19 protein-coding genes are annotated in these 19,359 nt (G+C 70.3%); 9 read left to right on the top strand and 10 right to left on the bottom strand.

Translation table 11 applies throughout. The features are described from left to right. Window positions 1-4: 4 nt before the first annotated feature. Window positions 5-1,216 carry a 23S rRNA (adenine(2503)-C(2))-methyltransferase RlmN gene (gene rlmN, locus HJG52_RS05935; RefSeq protein WP_171242553.1) on the top strand — a complete coding sequence of 404 codons (1,212 nt, stop codon included), beginning with the start codon at window positions 5-7 and terminating at the stop codon, window positions 1,214-1,216. 133 nt (window positions 1,217-1,349) lie between these two features. On the opposite strand, the gene HJG52_RS05930 is transcribed toward rlmN, so the two are convergent. After that, the gene (locus tag HJG52_RS05930) at window positions 1,350-1,769 is read right to left on the bottom strand and encodes a PIN domain-containing protein (RefSeq protein WP_171242552.1); all 420 of its coding nucleotides are present in this window, start codon (window positions 1,767-1,769) and stop codon (window positions 1,350-1,352) included. After that, window positions 1,759-1,989, bottom strand: a complete 231-nt coding sequence (locus tag HJG52_RS05925; RefSeq protein ID WP_171242551.1) for an AbrB/MazE/SpoVT family DNA-binding domain-containing protein — start codon at window positions 1,987-1,989, stop codon at window positions 1,759-1,761. The genes HJG52_RS05930 and HJG52_RS05925 overlap by 11 nt, the downstream gene beginning before the upstream one ends. Before the next feature lie 115 nt (window positions 1,990-2,104). On the opposite strand from HJG52_RS05925, the gene purU reads away from it, so the two are divergent. Further along, entirely contained in the window at window positions 2,105-2,989 is an 885-nt protein-coding gene (purU, locus tag HJG52_RS05920) for a formyltetrahydrofolate deformylase (protein ID WP_346767592.1), read from the top strand. Between the two features lie 7 nt (window positions 2,990-2,996). Here purU and HJG52_RS21545 read toward each other — a convergent pair whose 3' ends face one another. Together HJG52_RS21545 and HJG52_RS05910 are read right to left on the bottom strand one after the other, a co-directional pair. After that, window positions 2,997-3,653, bottom strand: coding sequence for a sortase domain-containing protein (locus HJG52_RS21545; protein ID WP_206069932.1), 657 nt, complete (start codon window positions 3,651-3,653; stop codon window positions 2,997-2,999). After that, entirely contained in the window at window positions 3,650-4,396 is a 747-nt protein-coding gene (locus HJG52_RS05910; RefSeq protein ID WP_171242550.1) for a DUF4397 domain-containing protein, read from the bottom strand. The genes HJG52_RS21545 and HJG52_RS05910 overlap by 4 nt, the downstream gene beginning before the upstream one ends. 237 nt (window positions 4,397-4,633) lie before the next feature. Here HJG52_RS05910 and HJG52_RS21540 point away from each other — a divergent pair, with 237 nt between their 5' ends. Continuing rightward, window positions 4,634-6,154 carry a CopD family protein gene (locus HJG52_RS21540; RefSeq protein WP_171242549.1) on the top strand — a complete coding sequence of 507 codons (1,521 nt, stop codon included), beginning with the start codon at window positions 4,634-4,636 and terminating at the stop codon, window positions 6,152-6,154. A 23-nt stretch (window positions 6,155-6,177) separates the two neighbouring features. Here HJG52_RS21540 and HJG52_RS05900 read toward each other — a convergent pair whose 3' ends face one another. The 5 genes from HJG52_RS05900 to HJG52_RS05880 are packed head-to-tail and all read right to left on the bottom strand — an operon-like array spanning window position 6,178 to window position 11,186. Beyond that, the gene (locus tag HJG52_RS05900; protein WP_171242548.1) at window positions 6,178-6,687 is read right to left on the bottom strand and encodes a DUF1990 domain-containing protein; all 510 of its coding nucleotides are present in this window, start codon (window positions 6,685-6,687) and stop codon (window positions 6,178-6,180) included. Continuing rightward, complete coding sequence (locus tag HJG52_RS05895; protein WP_171242547.1) at window positions 6,687-7,856, bottom strand: LOG family protein; 1,170 nt, start codon at window positions 7,854-7,856, stop codon at window positions 6,687-6,689. Before HJG52_RS05895 ends, HJG52_RS05900 begins: the two co-directional genes overlap by 1 nt. A gap of 9 nt (window positions 7,857-7,865) precedes the next feature. Further along, a complete protein-coding gene (locus HJG52_RS05890; RefSeq protein WP_346767591.1) occupies window positions 7,866-9,299 on the bottom strand; it encodes an NAD(P)/FAD-dependent oxidoreductase in 1,434 nt (477 codons plus the stop codon). 1 nt (window position 9,300) lies between these two features. Then, the gene (locus HJG52_RS05885; RefSeq protein ID WP_171242545.1) at window positions 9,301-10,722 is read right to left on the bottom strand and encodes an aspartate aminotransferase family protein; all 1,422 of its coding nucleotides are present in this window, start codon (window positions 10,720-10,722) and stop codon (window positions 9,301-9,303) included. After that, complete coding sequence (locus tag HJG52_RS05880; RefSeq protein WP_430413334.1) at window positions 10,719-11,186, bottom strand: Lrp/AsnC family transcriptional regulator; 468 nt, start codon at window positions 11,184-11,186, stop codon at window positions 10,719-10,721. The genes HJG52_RS05885 and HJG52_RS05880 overlap by 4 nt, the downstream gene beginning before the upstream one ends. A gap of 190 nt (window positions 11,187-11,376) precedes the next feature. Between HJG52_RS05880 and HJG52_RS05875 the strand changes: the two genes are divergently transcribed. The 5 genes from HJG52_RS05875 to HJG52_RS05855 all read left to right on the top strand — a co-directional run bounded on the left by HJG52_RS05875 (window position 11,377) and on the right by HJG52_RS05855 (window position 17,313). Beyond that, entirely contained in the window at window positions 11,377-12,834 is a 1,458-nt protein-coding gene (locus HJG52_RS05875; protein ID WP_346767590.1) for a gamma-aminobutyraldehyde dehydrogenase, read from the top strand. A 183-nt stretch (window positions 12,835-13,017) separates the two neighbouring features. After that, window positions 13,018-14,226 carry a polyamine ABC transporter substrate-binding protein gene (locus tag HJG52_RS05870; RefSeq protein ID WP_171243113.1) on the top strand — a complete coding sequence of 403 codons (1,209 nt, stop codon included), beginning with the start codon at window positions 13,018-13,020 and terminating at the stop codon, window positions 14,224-14,226. Continuing rightward, window positions 14,226-15,494: an ABC transporter ATP-binding protein gene (locus HJG52_RS05865; RefSeq protein ID WP_171242542.1), complete on the top strand. Its 1,269-nt coding sequence runs from the start codon at window positions 14,226-14,228 to the stop codon at window positions 15,492-15,494. Before HJG52_RS05870 ends, HJG52_RS05865 begins: the two co-directional genes overlap by 1 nt. After that, the gene (locus HJG52_RS05860) at window positions 15,491-16,411 is read left to right on the top strand and encodes an ABC transporter permease (protein WP_171242541.1); all 921 of its coding nucleotides are present in this window, start codon (window positions 15,491-15,493) and stop codon (window positions 16,409-16,411) included. Before HJG52_RS05865 ends, HJG52_RS05860 begins: the two co-directional genes overlap by 4 nt. Then, window positions 16,411-17,313 carry an ABC transporter permease gene (locus HJG52_RS05855; protein ID WP_171242540.1) on the top strand — a complete coding sequence of 301 codons (903 nt, stop codon included), beginning with the start codon at window positions 16,411-16,413 and terminating at the stop codon, window positions 17,311-17,313. Before HJG52_RS05860 ends, HJG52_RS05855 begins: the two co-directional genes overlap by 1 nt. A 69-nt stretch (window positions 17,314-17,382) precedes the next feature. Here HJG52_RS05855 and HJG52_RS05850 read toward each other — a convergent pair whose 3' ends face one another. Further along, the gene (locus HJG52_RS05850) at window positions 17,383-17,808 is read right to left on the bottom strand and encodes a VOC family protein (protein ID WP_171242539.1); all 426 of its coding nucleotides are present in this window, start codon (window positions 17,806-17,808) and stop codon (window positions 17,383-17,385) included. 132 nt (window positions 17,809-17,940) lie between these two features. On the opposite strand from HJG52_RS05850, the gene phoA reads away from it, so the two are divergent. Beyond that, window positions 17,941-19,359, top strand: a complete 1,419-nt coding sequence (gene phoA / locus HJG52_RS05845) for an alkaline phosphatase (protein ID WP_171242538.1) — start codon at window positions 17,941-17,943, stop codon at window positions 19,357-19,359.

Here is a 19,359-nt window from a genome sequence, read left to right as displayed (position 1 = left end):
CGCCATGACGACCGACCTCCCCTCGCCCACGGCCGACCGGCCGCGTCCCGGCCAGCTGACGTTCAGCGCCCCCCGCCGCGGCAAGCCGCCGCGCCACCTCGCCGACCTCAGCGCCGCCGAGCGCAAGGAGGCCGTCGAGGCGTTGGGGCACAAGGGGTTCCGGGCCAAGCAGCTGTCGACGCACTACTTCGAGCGGCTCGTCGAGTCACCCGACGACATGACCGACCTGCCCAAGGGCATCCGCGACGAGCTGGTCTCGACGCTGCTGCCGTCGCTGCTCACGCCGATCGTCCAGCGCACGGCCGACGACGGCGCCACCATCAAGTCGGCGTGGCGGCTGCACGACGGCGCCATCGTCGAGTCGGTGCTGATGCGCTACCCCAAGCGGGTCACCATCTGCATCTCCAGCCAGGCCGGGTGCGGCATGAACTGCCCGTTCTGCGCGACCGGCCAGGCGGGCCTCACCCGCAACATGTCGACGGCCGAGATCGTCGAGCAGGTCGTGTATGCCGCGCGCATGCTGCGCCGGGGTGAGCTCGGCACCGGTGGTGACGACGTGGCCGGTGACGCGGCCGAGCTCGGCGACGAGGACGGCATACCCGACTTCACCGGGCCCACCCGCATCTCCAACGTCGTCTTCATGGGCATGGGGGAGGCGCTGGCCAACTACAAGGCCGCCATCGGCGCGATCCGCCGGCTGACCGACCCCGCCCCCGACGGTCTCGGCATGTCGGCGCGCGGCATCACCATGTCGACCGTGGGACTCGTGCCGGCGATCGACAAGCTTGCGGGAGAAGGGATCCCGGTCACCCTCGCGCTGTCGCTGCACGCACCGGACGACGAGCTGCGCGACGAGCTGGTGCCGATCAACACGCGGTGGAAGGTCGACGAGGCACTCGACGCCGCGCACCGCTACTACGAGACGACCGGACGCCGGGTCAGCATCGAGTACGCCCTCATCCGCGACATCAACGACCAGGCCTGGCGCGCCGACCTGCTCGGTGAGAAGCTCGCCGCCCGCGGCAAGGGCTGGGTCCACGTCAACCCGATCCCGCTCAACCCCACGCCCGGCTCGAAATGGACGGCGTCGCGCCCCGGTGTCGAGCAGCAGTTCGTCGAGCGGCTGCGCGCACACGGCATACCGACGACCATCCGTGACACCCGCGGGCAGGACATCGACGGCGCCTGCGGCCAGCTCGCGGCCGCGACCGCCTGACGACCACCGCGTTCGAGGTATTCGGCGACCGGCGTCCGGTGGGCGAATACCTCCACCCGGCCGGGGTCCAGGGAACTACGCGAGCAAGCCCAGACCTCTCTGAGGTGCTGTGCCTCGCCCGCAGCGCAACGGGTCAGGTGGGCGCGTCGAGGACCAGACCCGGGAAGTAGGAGCGGTAGCGCTTCGCATCGCGCGTCAGGAGTCGGTACCCGTTCACCGCTGCGTGCGCTCCGATGTAGAAGTCGGGCAGGGGAGTGTGGCGCTGGCCGCCACGTCGCCGGTATCGCAGGAACGCCTTGGCGGCCACGAAGCCTGCGCTGTAGGGCAACTGTTCTCGGCGGAACGCGGTCTCCGGAAGGAAGGCATCGAGGTCCTCGATGCGGTCGAACCTAGTGGAGACCTCGGCATACACGATGGGATTGATGCAGGCATCGCCTCGGTCGAGCGCCCGGGCGAGGGCGTCCGATGACCAGCGGCCCCAGTCGGGGTCGTCGGTGGCCACATCCAGCAGGACGTTGGTGTCCACCAAGGTGACGGGCCGCTCACCGCCCACGCAGCAGCTCCATCAGCTCATCGGTGGACGGGCCACCCTTGGCGGCCCGTCCACGCATCCGCTGCACCACGCGTGCCCCGCGGGAGGTCGCCTTGGTGCGGTGGACGATTCGCAGGGACGTGCCGTCCTCGACCACATCCACCTCGTCACCCTCCATGAACCCGTGCTTGTGCCGCAGCTCGGCCGGGATGGTGACCTGCCCCTTGCTGTTCAGTCGCATGCGAACCTCCGCGTATGGCCTATCGCGTATCAGTCATGATACGTGTCTTTGCTGACCCAGTGTCCGCGGCTCAGACTCCTCGTCGGGTTGGCGCCTGCGTCCGTAGGCTGGCTGCGTGCACCTGCAGACACCGCCGGCCCCGACTCCCGGGCGGGAGTTCGTCCTGACCGTGTCGTGCCCGGACCGCGTGGGCATCGTCCACGCCGTATCGGGCGTGATGCTCGAGCAAGGGCTCACGATCGTGGACGCGCAGCAGTTCGGCGACGCCAGCAGCGGCGAGTTCCACCTGCGGATGCACCTGGCGCGGGAGGGGGCGCCGGTGGCCGCCGAGGAGGTCGAGGCGGCGCTGGCCGACGTGGTCGCCGAGTTCGGGATGACCGCGGCGGTGCACGATCTCGCCGTGCCGCGACGCGTGCTGCTCATGGTGAGCCAGCAGGGTCACGTCCTCAACGACGTCCTCTTCCGCGTCGGCAGCGGTGGGCTGCCGATCGAGGTGCCGGCGATCGTGTCCAACCACGAGGACTTCCGCGCCCTCGCCGAGTGGCACGGGGTGCCCTTCCACCACGTGCCGGTCACGCGCGATACCAAGCCGGAGGCCGAGGCCGAGCTGCGCCGGCTCGTCGACACCTACGACGCCGACAGCATCGGGCTGGCGCGCTACATGCAGATCCTGTCGCCGCAGCTGTGCGCCGACTTCCCGGGCCGCATCATCAACATCCACCACTCGCTGCTGCCGAGCTTCAAGGGCGCCAAGCCCTACACCCAGGCCCACGACCGTGGCGTCAAGGTCATCGGCGCGACCGCCCACTACGTCACCGCCGACCTCGACGAGGGGCCGATCATCGAGCAGGACTTCCGCCGGGTCGACCACCGGATGAGCCCCGCCGAGCTGGCCCGGGTGGGGCAGGAGCTCGAGGCGATGGCCTTCGCCCGGGCGCTGCGGTGGCACGCCGAGCACCGGGTGGTGCTGCGCGGCCGCCGCACCATCGTCTTCCAGTAGGCGCCGCTCAGGCCGCCGGGCCGACGGGCTCGGCGAACACGACGAAGTTCGAGTCGTAGCTGCGGGTCGCGGGGTCGAACCTCCCGGTGCAGGTCACCAGCACGAGCCGATGGGGCCCCCGCTGGTCGAAGGCCTTGGTGCCGGTCACCAGGGCCTGCTTGAGCACGGTCTTCGTCGTCGTGACCCGGTATGCCGCGTGCCGCCGGCCCGCGCGCACCGTCACCACCGCGCCCGGCCTGACGTCGAGGAGGTCGGCGAACAGTCCGACGCCCTTCTCGGCGGAGTCGACGTGCGCGGCGATGACGGTGGTGCCGTACGGGTCTCCCGCCCAGGCGCCGCCGTCCCACCAGCCCGCGACCGCGAGGTCGTCCGGCACGGCGAGCACGCCCTGCCGCGTCGTGGCCGGCACGACCCGCATGGGTGCGGCACCCGGCAGCACGATGCTGGTGGGGACGAACCGCACGCGCTCGCTCGCCGCGGTGCGACCAGTGCGGACGGGAGTCGGGACCGAGCCGTCCTCGGTGGTGCGCCCAGCACTTGGTGTCGCGGCGCCCGGGCTCGCGGGGGCGGGGGACGGGCTGCACCCGCCGAGCAGGAACGCCAGCGTGGCACCGGTCGCCAGCGCCACCGCACGTCCGGTGCGGTCCGGCCGCGCGGACGTCACCGTCCGAACGGCACGACCCACGGCCGGTAGCCGGCGACCTGCCCACCGTTGCCCGTGTCCACCCGCGAGGGGGCCGAGCTGGAGCCCTTGGCGGGTGCGTCGATGACCTGGGTGACGACGCGCATGGTGGTGCTCGCCGGGTCGCCCACGGCGAACACCCGGTTGAGGGAGCCGCCCTTGACGGTGAGGTCGATCGGCCCCAGCACCGCCGGGCCGCTCTCCCCGGCCGGGACGATCTTCACCGAGTAGGTCGTCGGCGGGACGACCACGCTGAGCGACTCACCGTTGGCGATGTTGGCGAAGAGCACCTTCCCGTCGACGACGACGTCGGCCGGCGGGACGGCGGCCGTGTGGGTGACGACGACGGAGGCCTTGTTGTCGGGCACCGCCGACAGGCTGTTGTCGAACTGGGTCACCACGGGGGTGGCCTTCGGGTCGACGGGCAGGTGGAGCACGAGGTCGGTGTTCTGCCCGGACTTGAGCTTCAGCGACCGGGTCAGCAGCTCCTTGCCCCCTGCGGTGAAGCTGATCGTCCGGGAGCCGGCCGCAACCGTGAAGGGACCCGCCAGGGTGGCGCCGGGGACCGCCTTCTGCACGACCTTGTCGTCGACGCGCACGTCCACGGTGGTGTTCGGCAGGCCCTGGACGACGTAGACGGTCGCGCCCGACTGGGCCGAGGCGGCCGCACCCGATGTCAGCGCCACCGCTGCTGCGCCGCCCACGACGGTGGTCAGCGTGGCCATGGCGCGAAGCCTGGTGGAGCGAAGCCTGGTGGCCCGGACCTTGGTGGTACGAAGCGACGAACTGCGCATGGGTCCCCCTGCGTGGTGTGGCCGTTCTCGGCACGGTAGGCGCGCACTGGTGGCCATACGCCCCCCAAACGACGTAGGTGCCTTCGATGGTGCTGTGGTCGACTGGGCGGGTTCCGGGAGCTGGCGAGGGGGTGGCAGGTGCGCCCAGGGGTGCGACGAGGGTTGGCCGTGGGTGCGGCGGCGGTGCTCCTCGCCGGTGCCGTGGTGGTGGCGGACCGCGGAGTGCCCCGCATGGAGCTGGACCGGGCACGCGCCCTGGACCGGGCTGCTGCATCGCCGAGCGTCGCGAAGGGGAGCCCGACACCCACCGCCAGTCCCACGCCGTCGTCGCGTTCCGCCCCGCCTGCCGAAGACGAGGCCGGCCCGGGCACCACGAACCCCGGGGTGGCGATGCGGGTGGCGGTTCGGTCCGATGGAAGCCTCGAGGTCGCGGAGCAGGCACTCTTCGAGCGCGAGCGTGCCACCTTGGCCCTCGCGCCGCCGGACGTGGCGGGGGCCGGCAGTGGCCTGGACTCCGTCGTCCCGGTGGTCCGCGACCTGCAGGTGGTCGCCGATGGCCGCCCGGTGGAGGCCCCGGACCGGTTGCGCCGCACCGTCGTCGTCGACCTCGGGGGACCGACCCGGATGGTCGAGCTGCGCTACGTCCTGGACGGCACGACCCGGCGCAGCCTGCCCTCGGACGTGGGGCGTGGGCTGGGCGTCGTGGCGCCGATCAGCACCGTCGCCATGGACGCCGAGGTCATGCTCCGCACCGGCGACGAGTCGGTGCTCAACCTCCTGTGCCCGCGCCTCGCACGGGACGCGCGGGTCTGCGCGTCCGGCGACGAGGGCTCCCTCGAGCTGCGCGTGCTGGTGTATGCCGGGTACGCGATGGTCGCGGGCACCCTCGTCTTCTGGGCGCTCGTCTGGCCCGAAGGGCAGGCCGACCAGCGGCTGCGTCGGCTCCTTCGCGACGGGGTCGTGGTGTGCGCGGTCGCCAGCGTGCTCCTGGTGCTCGTGCCCTGGTCGGCCCACGGGGGCGGCGTCTTGCAGGCGGTGCCCCGTGAGGACGGTGTCGCGGTGCTGGTGCGGGTGGCGGTGCTCGTCGGGCTGGCTGGATTCCTCAGTGACCTCGCCGCCGAGCCGGTGGTCGGCCGGCGCCGCACCGCGTCCCTGGCCGTGGTGGTCCTGCTCGCCCTCACCCTCGTCGTGCAGTCCAACGCGGTCGAGGGCGGCTGGTTGCTCGTCAAGGTTCCGGTGACCCTGGGCCACCTGCTCGCGACGGCAGGCTGGCTGGGCGGGCTCGTGGCGCTGGCCGTCGTGATCATCCCGCAGGAGAACGTCACGGTTCTCGACGAGGTGATCCCGCGGTTCTCGACGGTCGCCTTCGCCAGCGTGGTGCTGTTGGTCGTGACCGGCGCGGTCCACGCCGTCCTCGTGACCGGGGGTGTCGACGCCCTGGTGTCGTCCTCCTACGGCCTGGTCCTGGTGGTCAAGGTCCTGCTGTTCGGCGCGATGCTGGCCCTCGGCAACCACGGCCGTCGCTACGCCCACGACGTGACGTTCCGGCGCCTGAACTCACCCGAGCGCATCGCCCTCAGCCCCGGTGTGCACGCGCTGGCCGTGGTGATGGGCGCGGAGCTCGCGACGGCCTTCGCCGTACTCGGCATGACTGCGGTGCTGGTGCTCGTCGCCCCTCCGGGAGCCTGAGTCAGCCTGTGCGGCAAAGCCTTTCAGGAGGCGGATCGGCGCAGGGCAGCGATGTAGCCGAGGGCCGCCAGTCGCTGCAGCTGGCTGGTGACGGGCCCACCCAGCCGTGCGATCGGGTGCGTCGGCACCGAGTAGGCGCGGATCACGGCATACACGTCCTCGCCCTCCCGCTCGACCAGGAAGCCCTCCTCGCCGCTCTCGACGTGCCCTTCGAGGGTGCCGTAACCGAAGCCGGTGCGGTCTGCTTCCTCGACCGCCCAGACCACCCGGCACGGCACCGGCACGACGAGCAGCCGGCTCAGGAGGTCGACCCCCGGTGCCGCGCGGCCGGCCGTCGCCCGCGGCCGCAGGCCACACCCGCGTTGGGCACCGAAGGTCATCACGGCCTCGCTCGCGGACCGGTATGCCGCGTCGCCGCGGCCGATGCGGCGCCGCACCTCCAGGTGGTGGAAGCCGGGCGGCAGCGGACCGTCGAGGGTGAGGCCCCTCGGGGTGTAGGTGAAGTCCTTCTGGGCGAGGTCGGCGAGCCGCATCAGGTCGCTGGTGGTGTCAGGGGCGGCGGCGTGAGCTGGGGGTCGGTGGGCGGGTTGAGACTGCACACGATGTCGGCTGCTTCCTCGGGGGAGTCGACGAGGTGGGTCGCCGCGCCCAGCCTCCGATCGCGGCCCAGCGCCTCCAGGGCCGGCCACACCGGGACCTTCGTGGTCCAGTACTCCCGCCCCACGAGGACCAGGGGCGGTACTGGCGTCTCGTCGGTCGCGTAGTAGCGCGGGGTGACGGCCTGGAAGATCTCCTGCACCGTGCCCGCCGCGCCCTCGAGCACGATGAGCCCGCCGGTCGCGCGGGCGAGCAGCCCGTCCTCGCGCACCGCGTTGGAGAAGTACTTGGCGATGCCGTCGCAGAAGACGTTCGGCGGCTCGTGGCCGTAGAACCACGTCGGGATGCCGAGGCTGGTCGGCTCGGTGCTGGGTGTGATCGAGTCACGGACGTCCAGCGCCAGAAGCGCCCAGTCCTGCACGGACGGCCGGAACGACGGCACCGCCGCCAACCGCTCGAGTGCGTCGTCGAGCTGGATCGCGTTCTCGCACAACGCTCCCAGGTTCGCCGCTTCCATCGCGCCGGGTCCGCCGCCGGTCACCACGAGCAGCCCCGCCTTGGCGAGCGTGTGGCCGAGCCGGGCCGCCGCGGCATACTCCTGGGTGCCGCGCTCCAGCGCGTGCCCACCCATCACGCCCACGACGGGTCGGTCTCCCACGAACTCGATCAGCGCGTCGCTGACGGAGTCGTCGTGGATGGCGCGCAGCAGGGTGACGAAGGCGTCGCGCTCGCGAGCGGCGTCACGCGCCCACTCGTAGGCGAGGTAGTCCGGCGTCGACTCGTACCCCTTCTCGCGCAGCCCGCCGTACAGCTCCTGCGGCGTGTAGAGGGCCGCCCGGTAGGGGTCGATGGGCGCGTGCGGGTCGGTCGGGAAGATGAGCGCCCCGTGCGTGCGCAGGTGGGCATCCAGCTCGGGTGGCAGCTGTCCGCCGAGCACCACCAGGCCCTCGAGGTCGGTGCGCGCCAGGAGCTGGTCGCAGTGCGCGGTGAGGTCGAGGTCCTGCAGCCGCAGGCCGTGCAGTGGACGTCCGGATGCCAGGGCGGCGTCGAGGTCCGTGAGCGACTCGATCTCGGTGCTCGGGGGCAGGTCGGGTGGCAGGGCCATGACCCGACCCTAGTGACCGGTGAGCAGTGAGAGCGCGTGGCCGAGCCGGGCGGGCCGCCCGGTGCGGGCCTCCTCGCGGTCGGCGGCGGCGGCGACGCGCAGCCCGGCGTTGACGCCGAGCCAGCGCAGGGGTTCGGGCTCCCAGCGCCGGCTGTGGTGCCCGACCCACGGGAGGGCGGTGAGCGGGGTATGCCGTTCGAGCACCAGGTCGGCGAGGGTGCGCCCGGCGAGGTTGGTCGCCGCGACCCCGTCGCCGACGTAGCCACCGGCCCACCCGAGGCCGGTCGCCGGGTCGAGCCCGACGGAGGGGTTCCAGTCGCGGGCGATGCCGAGCGGGCCGCCCCAGGCGTGCGTGAACTCCACGCCGCCGAGCTGGGGGAGCAGGCCGGTGAGGGTTTTGCGCAGGTCGGCGAAAACCGCTGCCTCGTGGTCGAACTCGGGCCGGATGCGGGAGCCGAAGTGGTAGGGCGCGCCCCGGCCGCCGAACGCGAGGCGGTCGTCGACGGTGCGCTGGCCGTAGATGATGACGTGCCGGTGGTCGCTGAAGACCTCGGCGTCGGCCAGGCCGATCTCGTCCCACTGCTCGGGGCGCAGCGGCTCCGTCGCGACCATGAGGGAGTAGACCGGAGCGGTGGTGCGGCGTTCGCCGGGCAGCCGTGCTGTCCATGCCTCGGTGGCACGAATCACGTGACGTGCCAAGACATTTCGTTCGCTGCCGTCACCGGTGTCGACGCGGACCAGGCCCGGCTCGATGGCCGTGACCCGTGCGCCTTCGACCACCTCGGCGCCGAGGCCGCGGACCGTCCTGGCGAGGCCGTCGACGAGACGCCGGGGGTGCACCCGCGCGCAGTGCGGGTTGAACGTCGCCCCGTGCACGTTGGTGGCGGCGAGGCGCTCTCGTGCCTCCGCGGCATTCAGCCAGCTCGTCCCCATGCCCCAGGCGTCGGAGTGCGCCACCTCGGCGCGGGCCCGCTCGGCCTGGGCACTCGAGCGCGCGAGGGCAACGGTGCCGCCCCGGTGGAAGCCGCAGTCGATGTGCTCGGCCGCGGTCACGCGCCCGACCTCGACCACGGTGTCCTGCAGCGCCGTCACCATGGCAGCGGCCGCGTCGCGACCGGCCTTGCGCGCCAACGCTTCCGGGCCGACCGGCCAGAGGGCCGAGACCCAGCCGCCGTTGCGGCCGCTGGCCCCGAACCCGACGTGCTCGGCCTCGAGGACGAGCACGTCGAGCGCGGGTTCAGCGGCCAGCAGGTAGTAGGCGGTCCACAGCCCGGTGAACCCGCCACCGACGATGACGACGTCCGCGCGCGTCGGCAAGTCACCCATTTGGAAGATTGTTGACGTCAACGATCGTCCATTTGGGTGGCTTACCGACGCGGGGATTGGTGTCGGGGGGTGGGCCGTCGCCCCGTGGTCCGCCTCCCACCAGAGCGGCTGCGTCACCTCACAGGTGTTGCTGGGCGCCCTGGAGCACCGAGCGCAGGCGGCTCTCGATGTCGTCGAACTCGGCCTGCCCGATGGTCAGCGGCGGCGCGAGCTGGACGACGGGGTCGCCCCGGTCGTCGGCGCGGCAGTAGATGCCGGCGTCGAACAGGGCCTTGGACAGGTAGCCGCGCAGCAGTCGCTCGGCCTCGTCGTCGTTGAAGGTCTCGCGGGTTTCCTTGTCCTTGACCAGCTCGATGCCGTAGAAGTACCCGGCGCCGCGGACGTCGCCCACGATCGGCAGGTCGAGCAGCCGCTCGAGGGTCTGGCGGAACTTCGGCGCGTTCTCCTTGACGTGGTCGTTGAGTCCCTCACGCTCGAAGATGTCGAGGTTGGCCATCGCGACCGCCGACGACACAGGGTGGCCACCGAAGGTGAACCCGTGCGGGAACATCGTCGTGCCGTGCTTGAACGGCTCGAACAGCTTGTCGCTGGCGATCATCGCGCCGATGGGGGAGTAGCCGGACGTCATGCCCTTGGCGCAGGTGATGATGTCGGGCACGTAGTTGAAGTCGTCGCAGGCGAACATCGACCCGATGCGACCGAAGGCGCAGATGACCTCGTCGGACACCAGCAGCACGTCGTACTCGTCGCAGATCTCCCGGACCCGCTCGAAGTACCCGGGCGGCGGCGGGAAGCAGCCGCCGGAGTTCTGCACGGGCTCGAGGAAGACGGCCGCGACGGTGTCGGGGCCCTCGAACTCGATGGCCTCGGCGATGCGGTCGGCGGCCCAGCGACCGAACGCCTTCTCGTCCTCGCGCAGGTGCTCCGGCGCGCGGTAGAGGTTGGTGTTCGGCACCTTGAACGTGCCCGGCACGAGCGGCTCGAAGACGGCCTTGGCGTCGGGGATGCCGGTGATCGACAGCGCGCCCTGCGGGGTGCCGTGGTAGGCGACGTTGCGGCTGATCACCTTGGTCTTGGTGGGCTTGCCCTTGAGCTTGAAGTACTGCTTGGCGAGCTTCCACGCGGTCTCGACGGCCTCACCACCACCGGTGGTGAAGAAGACGCGGTTGAGGTCGCCGGGGGCTCCGGCGGCGAGCCGCTCGGCCAGCTCGATGGCCTTGGGGTGGGCGTAGGACCACAGCGGGAAGAACGCGAGGTCCTTGGCCTGCTTGGCCGCCGCCTCGGCGAGCTCGGCGCGACCGTGCCCGACCTGGACGACGAACAGCCCGGCGAGGCCGTCGATGTACTCCTTGCCCTTGTCGTCCCAGATCTTGTGGCCCTCGCCCTTGACGATGACGGGCACCTGGCCGCCGTCGTAGTAGGTGGAGTGCCGGGTGAAGTGCATCCAGAGGTGGTCGCGGGCGGCGTCGGCGTATGCCGTGCCGGCGGGCGTGGTGCCCGGCGCGGAGCTGGTCGTGGCGGGCGTGGGCGTGGTGGTCATCGGGTACCCCAGTTGTAGTGCTGTTTGTTGAGTTTCAGGTAGACGAACGTCTCGGTGCTCTGCACGCCGGGCAGCGTGCGGATGCTGCCGGTGAGCAGCTGGAGGAGGTCGTCGTCGTCCTCGCAGACGACCTCGACCAGGATGTCGAAGGAGCCGGCGGTGGTGACGACGTAGGCGACCTCGTCCATGGCGGTCAGCGCGTCGGCGACCGGTGTGAGGTCGCCGTCGACGCGGATGCCGATCATCGCCTGGCGCCGGAACCCCACCTGCAGGGGATCGGTGACGGCAACGATCTGCATGACCTCCTGGTCGAGGAGGCGTTGCACCCGCTGCCGGACGGCCGCCTCGGAGAGGCCGACGCGTTTGGCGATCGTGGCGTAGGCCTGGCGACCGTCATCCTGGAGCAGCTCGATGATCGCCTTGGAGACGTCGTCGAGCTTGACCTCGGGGGCCGGCTTCTGGATGCGTGCCACGACGCCATGGTGTCCCCTCAGTTCCGTTTGGCGCAAGTCCTGACACGACGAAATCCGTGGCCAAATGCTGAGAAGGGCATTGATTTGGACAGTTTTCAGGGCTGAACCTATTGAAAACGTATCTGCGGGGACTACAGTGCGAAGGCACGGAATCCGCACCCGACCCGACTTTGGAGTGTCAGTGACAGCCACGGCCGCCAGCCCCCGCACCCTGCGCAACTTCGTCGGCGGTGAGTACGTCGACGCGCAGACCGACGCCACCTCCGACATCGTCAACCCCGCCACCGCCGAGGTCGTCGCCAAGGCGCCCGTCTCCACCGAGGCCGACGTCGACGCGGCTTACGCCGCCGCCTCCAAGGCCTTCGAGGAGTGGGGCCAGACCACGCCGGGCGAGCGCCAGCAGGCGCTGCTCAAGTTCGCCGACGCCATCGAGGCGCGGGCCGACGAGTTCGTCAAGCTCGAGGCCGAGAACACCGGCAAGCCGTGGGCGCTCACCGCGAGCGAGGAGGTGCCGCCGATGGTCGACCAGCTGCGGTTCTTCGCCGGCGCGGCCCGCGTGCTCGAGGGCCGCAGCTCGGGCGAGTACATGCGCGGCCACACCAGCTGGATCCGGCGCGAGCCGATCGGCGTCGTCGGCCAGGTCACGCCGTGGAACTACCCGATGATGATGGCGATGTGGAAGATCGCCCCGGCGCTGGCCGCGGGCAACGCCGTGGTCCTCAAGCCGTCGGACACCACGCCCGAGACCACGCTGCTCATGGCCGAGATCGCCTCGGAGTTCCTGCCCGCCGGAACCTTCAACGTCGTCACCGGTGACCGCGAGACCGGACGCGCCCTCGTCGAGCACCGGACCCCGCAGCTCGTGGCGATCACCGGTTCGGTGCGCGCTGGCATCCAGGTGGCCGAGAGCGCCAGCCGCGACGTCAAGCGGGTCCACCTCGAGCTGGGCGGCAAGGCTCCGGTCATCGTCTTCGACGACGCCGACATCGAGGCCGCGGTCGAGGGCATCGCGACCGCGGGCTACTTCAACGCCGGCCAGGACTGCACCGCCGCCACCCGGGTGCTGGCCGCGCCGCGCATCCACGACGACTTCGTCGCCGCGCTCGGCGAGTTCGCCAAGGGCGAGGCCAAGGTGGGTATGCCGGACGACGAGGACGCGCTGCTCGGCCCGGTCAACAACGCGAACCAGCTCGAGCGGATCCAGGGCTTCCTCGACCGGCTGCCCGACCACGCCAAGGTCGCCGCCGGTGGGCAGCGCAAGTCCGACCTCGGCAACGGCTTCTTCCTCGAGCCGACCGTGCTCGACGGGCTGCGCCAGGACGACGAGGCGATCCAGGACGAGATCTTCGGCCCGGTCATCACGGTCCAGCAGTTCACCGACGAGCAGGAGGCGATCCGCTGGGCCAACGGCGTCGAGTACGGCCTTGCCTCGAGCGTGTGGACCAAGGACTTCGGCCGCGCCATGCGTGTGTCGAAGGCACTCGACTTCGGCTGCGTGTGGATCAACACCCACATCCCGCTCGTGGCAGAGATGCCCCACGGCGGCTTCAAGAAGTCCGGCTACGGCAAGGACCTGTCGATGTACGGCTTCGAGGACTACACCCGCATCAAGCACGTCATGGCCAACATCGAGAGCTGACCGGCACCGCCCGGCACGACCGACGCACCACCCCACCTCGCACCCGGCGGACCCGGGGACCGGAGCACGCGGCATACCCCGTCATCGGGGCGCGGCACCGAGTCCCCGGCCGGGGCGGGACCCCACGAAGAATGAGGCGCCAATGAAGCCGCTGCGCCCCCCGCAGACCCCCTCACCCGCGGCCTGGTCCGCGCTGCCCGCGACAGCGCGCGTGGGCGACCGTTGACCCGGCGCAACGTCCTCGGTGGCGCCCTGCTGGGTGGTGCAGCTGCAGCCCTGTCGGCGTGTGCCCCACCGGCCCCACCGGCCGGTGGCGGCGTCGCCGCGGCGAAGCTGCCGCAGGACCTCTCGGCCACCGAGAAGGTGGTGCGGTGGGCGAACTGGACCGCCTACCTCGACTACGACGAGGATGCCAAGAACTACCCGACGCTCGAGGCGTTCATCAAGAAGACCGGCATCAAGGCGACCTACACCGAGGACGTCGACGACAACGACTCCTACTTCAACAAGATCGCCCCACAGCTGCGGGCCGGGCAGGACATCGACCGAGACATCTTCGTCTTCACCGACTGGATGGCCAACCGGGTGATCCGCGAGCAGCTCTGCCAGCCGCTGGAGCTGATCCGGATGCCGCACGCGAGCAACCTGCTCGACGCGCTCAAGGACGTGTCGTTCGACCCGGGGCGCGAGCACTCGCTGACGTGGCAGAGCGGGTTCGCCGGGATCGGCTACGACCGCAGCAAGGTCGGGCGCCACCTCAAGACCCTCGACGACCTCTGGGCGCCGGACCTCAAGGGCCGGATCGTGGTCCTCAGCGAGTTCCGCGACACCCTCGGGCTGATCATGCTCAGCCAGGGTGTCGACCCGTCGCAGGGCTTCGGCAAGCAGCAGTTCGAGGCGGCCACGGCGGAGATCGACAAGCGGATCGCCGACGGCTACATCCGGCGGGTCAAGGGAAACAGCTACCTCGAGGACCTCAAGTCGGGCAACGCCGTCGCCGGCATCGTGTGGAGCGGTGACCTGTTCGTCCTGCGCGCCGAGACCGAGAACGACCACTGGCAGTTCCAGATCCCCGAGAGCGGCGGGATGCTCTGGAGCGACAACATGATGATCCCCATCACCTCGACGCACCGGAAGAACGCCATGACGTTGATGGACTACTACTACCAACCCGACGTGGCGGCGACCGTGGCCGCGTACGTCAACTACGTCTGCCCGGTGCAGGGCGCCCAGGCCGAGATGGAGAAGATCGACCCCGAGCTCGCCAAGAGCCCGTTCATCTTCCCCAGCGCGGCCTACCTCAAGGACAACAACATCAAGGGCTTCCGGGCCCTGACGCCCCAGGAGGACGCCGAGTACAGCGCCGCCTGGGCCAAGGTGGTGGGCAACTGATGAGCATCTTCGGCGGCAACGGCAGCAAGGCCACGCGCGGGTTCCGGGAGGCGCGCGGAAACCTGCGGCTCACCGGCGTCACCAAGGAGTTCGGTGACTTCACCGCGGTCGACGACCTGGGCCTGGAGGTGCCGCGCGGGTCGTTCTTCGCCCTGCTCGGGCCGTCCGGCTGCGGCAAGACGACGACGCTGCGGATGGTGGCGGGCCTGGAGCAGCCGACCCGCGGCCGCATCCTCATCGGCGACACCGACCTCACCGGGTCGCGTCCCTACGAGCGGCCCGTCAACACGGTCTTCCAGAGCTACGCGCTCTTCCCCCACCTCACGATCCGCGACAACGTGGCGTTCGGGCCCAAGCGCCGGGGAGAGGCCGACGCGGGCAAGCTCGCCGACGACGCGCTCGAGCTCGTGCAGATGAGCCACCTCGCCGCGCGCAAGCCGGCCCAGCTCTCCGGTGGCCAGCAGCAGCGCGTCGCGGTCGCCCGGGCGCTGGTCAACCGGCCCGAGGTGCTCCTGCTCGACGAGCCGCTCGGTGCCCTCGACCTCAAGCTGCGCCGGCAGATGCAGGTGGAGCTCAAGCGCATCCAGACCGAGGTCGGCCTGACCTTCATCCACGTGACGCACGACCAGGAGGAGGCCATGACGATGGCCGACACGGTCGCCGTCATGAACCACGGACGCATCGAGCAGATGGGTCACCCGGAGGTCCTCTACGACCTGCCCAAGACCTCGTTCGTGGCCAACTTCCTCGGCCAGTCCAACCTCGGCGACGGCCGGGTGACCGGCACGGACGGCGACGACCTGGTCGTCGAGGTGGCGGGCACCACGGTGCGAATCCCCAAGTCCCGCAGCACGGTTCACGACGGCGCCATCACGTTCGGCGTCCGGCCCGAGAAGGTCCGCATCCGCGACCAGCGGCCCGACGGCGCCGGCAACGACGTGAAGGCAACAGTCGTCGACGTGTCCTTCACCGGTGTCGCGACGCAGTTCCTCGTCACGGTGGCCTCCGGCACGACCTGGGCCGTCTACGAGCAGAACCTCGACGTCGAGCGCAACCACCTGCGCCCCGGTGACGAGGTGTGGCTCGAGTGGGAGTCCGGGCACGCGTTCGGGGTGCCGGTCAACGACGTCGAGGCGGCCGCCGCGACCGTCGCCGACCCGGACGCAGCCAAGGCCGAGCCGCGCGCCCACCAGTCCGCAGACACGTCGGGCGACGGCACGGGCGACGGCTCGGGTAGCGACCCCGACGCGTTGGCGGTGCCGTCATGACCGTCGCCTCGGCTCACGTCGCGGGCGGCGGCACCACGCATGCCGACCCGGCACCTGCGGGAGGTGCACGCAAGCGGTCGTGGACGGCATACCTCCTGCTCCTGCCCGGTGGCCTGTGGCTCCTGCTGTTCTTCGTCATTCCGCTGGTGCAGCTCTTCACGGTGTCGCTGCAGTCGGGCTTCCCCGGCTACCCGGGCTACTACTACCGCGACGTCAACATCGGCAACTACGGGACCGCGCTCACCGAGTTCGCGGGGCACTTCGGGCGGTCGCTGCTGTATGCCGGTCTGGCCACCTTCTTCGCGTTCATCCTCGCCTACCCGTTGGCGTACGCCATGGCGTTCAAGGCCGGGAAGTGGCGCAACGTGATGATGATCTGCGTCATCGCGCCGTTCTTCACCTCGTTCATCCTGCGCACGATCGCGTGGCGGCAGATCCTGGCCGACGACGGGCCGGTGGCGTCGACGCTGAAGTTCCTGCACCTGTTGCCCGGTGGGCACATCACCGAGACGTGGATGGCGGTCGTCGCCGGCCTGACCTACAACTTCCTGCCGTTCATGGTGCTGCCGATCTACGCGTCGCTGGAGCGTGCGGATGCTCGCGTCATCGAGGCCGGGGGAGACCTGTACGCCAATGGTTTCACCACGTTTCGCACGGTGACGCTGCCGATGTCGATGCCCGGCGTGATCGCGGGGACGCTGTTGACGTTCATCCCGGCAGCGGGTGACTACGTCAACGCCGATCTGCTGGGTTCGGACCGCAGCACCAAGATGGTCGGCAACGTCATCGAGAGCCAGTTCTTCAAGGTGCTCGGCGGCTTCCCGGTCGCGGCGGCGCTGTCGTTCACGTTGATGGCGCTGATCCTCGCGATGGTGTTCCTCTACATCCGCCGCTTCGGCACCGAGGAGCTGCTCTGATGACCGCCTCCACCAAGGCCGCCGCGGTGGGTGGCCGCAGGACCGCAGACGGCGCCGCTGACACCGCCGGCGGCTACCGACCGCCGGCCCTCCAGCGGGTCCGTACCTGGTTCGCGAACCGGTTCGCCATCATCGCGGCCATCGTGGTGCTGGTCTACCTTTTCGTGCCGGTGGCCTACACGTTCGTCTTCTCGTTCAACGACTACCGCAAGTCCAACATCGTGTGGAACGGCGACGCCGGCCCGACGCTCAAGCACTGGAAGAACCCGTGCGGTGCACCGGGCGTGTGCGACGCGCTCGTGACCTCGCTCAAGGTCGGCAGCATCGCCACGGTGGTTGCGACGATCCTCGGGACGATGCTCGCCTTTGCGTTGGTACGACACAGGTTCCGTGGTCGGTCGACGAGCAACGTGCTCATCTTCATCCCGATGGCCACACCGGAGATCGTGCTCGGTGCGAGCCTGCTGACGATCTTCGTGCAGGGGTTCTCGCGGTTCGGGCTGAGACTGGGCTTCTGGACGATCGTCATCGCCCACATCATGTTCTGCATCAGCTTCGTCGTGGTGACGGTGAAGGCGCGCCTCCAGTCGCTCGACCCGCGGCTCGAGGAGGCGGCCCAGGACCTGTATGCCGGGCCGGGCGGCACGTTCTGGCGCGTCACCTTCCCACTGGTGCTCCCCGGCATCGTGGGGGCGGCCCTGTTGTCGTTCTCGTTGTCGTTCGACGACTTCATCATCACGAACTTCGTGTCCGGTGACGAGACGACGTTCCCCAAGTTCGTCTACGTGTCCTACCTGCGCGGAATCCCCGCCCAGGCCAACGTGATCGGGTTCTCGATGTTCGTCATCGCGGTCGCGCTGGTGATCGCCGGGCAGGTGATCGGCAACAGCCGCCGCAAGTAGCGACTTCGGGCCACTGGGCCCTGGTGGTGGGTGCGCCGTCAGCGCCCCGTGGCCCGAAGCGTGGCGGTGTCAGCCCTGCTGCTGGTTGCCCTCTCCGGCGATGTTGACCATCCAGGACGTGCCGAACCGGTCGACGAGCATGCCGAACTCGTCGCCCCACATCTGCTTCTCCAGCGGCATCACGACGGTGCCGCCCTGTGACAGGGCATCCCAGTAGCCGCGCAGTGCGTCGCTGTCGTCACCGGACAGGCTCACCGAGATCGAGCTGCCGGTGCTCGCGGGCTGCCCGGGCGGGGTGTCGGAGGCCATGAGCGTGAAGCCGGCGCCCGTCTCGAGCTGGGCGTGCATGATGCCATCGGCGTTGACGCCCTCGGGTGCGCCGAACTCGCCGAACGTGCTGGTCGTCAGCTCGCCGCCGAGCGCCGACTTGTAGAACTCCATCGCCTCGCGAGCCGTGCCGTCGAAGGTGAGGTAGGGGTTGAGCTTCATGGCCATGGTGCGCACTCCTTGCTCGGGACGCCCCGGGTCGGGGCCTCGCGGTGGCGAGCCTAGAAGTGGAGCCCGACATTCGTGAAGGCTGCACAGGTTCTTCGCCCGTTGTTAACCTGCGCCCATTGGGGTGGGCGCATGACACTTCGCACCAGACTGGCCCGCCGATCGACCTTTGCCGTGGTCGCGGTCGGCACGCTCGCACTCGTCGGCACGACGGCATACGCCGGTGCCAACCTCGCCTCCCACGGTGGCGCCCAGCGCCTCCAGGGCGACCAGACCAAGTCCGTCAAGAAGGCCCTCGACGGCGGGAAGGCCAAGAACGTCATCCTGCTCATCGGTGACGGCATGGGTGACTCGGAGATCACCTCGGCCCGCTACTACGAGTACGGCGCGGCCGGGCGGCTGCCCGGCATCGACGCCCTGCCGCTGACGGGTCAGTACACGACCTACTCCCTGACCAAGGACGGCAAGCCGGACTACGCGCCCGACTCGGCCGCCACGGGCAGCGCGTGGGCCACCGGCACCAAGACCTACGACAACGCCGTGTCCGTCGACATCAAGGGCAAGCCGCAGGAGACCCTGCTGGAGCTGGCCAAGAAGCGCGGCCTCAAAACCGGCAATGTCACGACGTCGGAGATCCAGGACGCCACCCCGGCCGTCCAGGTCTCGCACATCTCGGCCCGTTCCTGCTACGGCCCCACCAAGACCAGCACCACCTGCCCGGAGGCTGCGCTCGAGAACGGCGGCCCCGGTTCGATCACCGAGCAGATGCTCAAGACGCGACCGGACGTCACCCTCGGTGGCGGCGCCGCCACCTTCGCCGAGACGGCCAAGGCCGGCGAGTATGCCGGTCGCACCCTCGCGCAGCAGGCGGACGCCCGCGGCTACCGCACCGTGACCGACGCGGCCGGTCTGGCTGCCGTGACCAAGGCCGACCAGGAGCAGCCGCTGCTCGGCCTCTTCGCCAGTGGCAACATGCCGGTTCGCTGGGTGGGCCCGGCTGCCACCCCGACCGGCGGCGCCGCCGCACCGGTGCGCTGCACCCCCAACCCGGCCCGTCCCGCGACCCAGCCGAAGCTCGCCGACATGACCAAGAAGGCGATCGAGCTGCTCGACACCAAGGGCAAGAAGGGCAGCAAGGGCTTCTTCCTCCAGGTCGAGGGCGCCAGCATCGACAAGCAGGACCACGCCGCCAACGCCTGCGGCCAGATCGGTGAGGCCATCGACCTCGACGAGGCCGTGCAGCAGGCGCTCGCGTTCGCCAAGAAGGACGGCAACACCACGGTCCTCGTGACCGCGGACCACGCACACACCAGCCAGATCGTCGAGGGTGGCTCCACCACGCCCGGCATCACCGCCAACCTGCTGACCAAGGACGGTTCGCCGCTGACGATCAGCTACGGCACCGCCCCGGCGGGTGGCTCGCAGCAGCACACAGGTTCGCAGCTACGGGTCGCGGGCTACGGCCCGCAGGCCGCGAACGTCGTCGGTCTCACCGACCAGACCGACCTGTTCTTCACCATCTCGCGTGCTCTGGGGCTCGACCGCCGCTGA

Origin of the sequence: Knoellia koreensis, from assembly GCF_013041615.1 — a bacterium.
GTDB classification, from domain to species: domain Bacteria; phylum Actinomycetota; class Actinomycetes; order Actinomycetales; family Dermatophilaceae; genus Pedococcus; species Pedococcus koreensis.
This window is presented reverse-complemented; position numbering and strand designations above follow the sequence as displayed.

What these genes read in the sequence shown, in the direction of transcription:
- rlmN (WP_171242553.1), top strand. Translation starts at nt 5, where the DNA reads ATGACGACCGACCTCCCCTCGCCCACGGCCGACCGGCCGCGTCCCGGC.
- HJG52_RS05925 (WP_171242551.1), bottom strand. Translation starts at nt 1,989, where the DNA reads ATGCGACTGAACAGCAAGGGGCAGGTCACCATCCCGGCCGAGCTGCGG.
- HJG52_RS05910 (WP_171242550.1), bottom strand. Translation starts at nt 4,396, where the DNA reads ATGGCCACGCTGACCACCGTCGTGGGCGGCGCAGCAGCGGTGGCGCTG.
- HJG52_RS05900 (WP_171242548.1), bottom strand. Translation starts at nt 6,687, where the DNA reads ATGCGGCTCGCCGACCTCGCCCAGAAGGACTTCACCTACACCCCGAGG.
- HJG52_RS05895 (WP_171242547.1), bottom strand. Translation starts at nt 7,856, where the DNA reads ATGGCCCTGCCACCCGACCTGCCCCCGAGCACCGAGATCGAGTCGCTC.
- HJG52_RS05885 (WP_171242545.1), bottom strand. Translation starts at nt 10,722, where the DNA reads ATGACCACCACGCCCACGCCCGCCACGACCAGCTCCGCGCCGGGCACC.
- HJG52_RS05865 (WP_171242542.1), top strand. Translation starts at nt 14,226, where the DNA reads ATGAGCATCTTCGGCGGCAACGGCAGCAAGGCCACGCGCGGGTTCCGG.
- HJG52_RS05860 (WP_171242541.1), top strand. Translation starts at nt 15,491, where the DNA reads ATGACCGTCGCCTCGGCTCACGTCGCGGGCGGCGGCACCACGCATGCC.
- HJG52_RS05855 (WP_171242540.1), top strand. Translation starts at nt 16,411, where the DNA reads ATGACCGCCTCCACCAAGGCCGCCGCGGTGGGTGGCCGCAGGACCGCA.
- HJG52_RS05850 (WP_171242539.1), bottom strand. Translation starts at nt 17,808, where the DNA reads ATGGCCATGAAGCTCAACCCCTACCTCACCTTCGACGGCACGGCTCGC.
- phoA (WP_171242538.1), top strand. Translation starts at nt 17,941, where the DNA reads ATGACACTTCGCACCAGACTGGCCCGCCGATCGACCTTTGCCGTGGTC.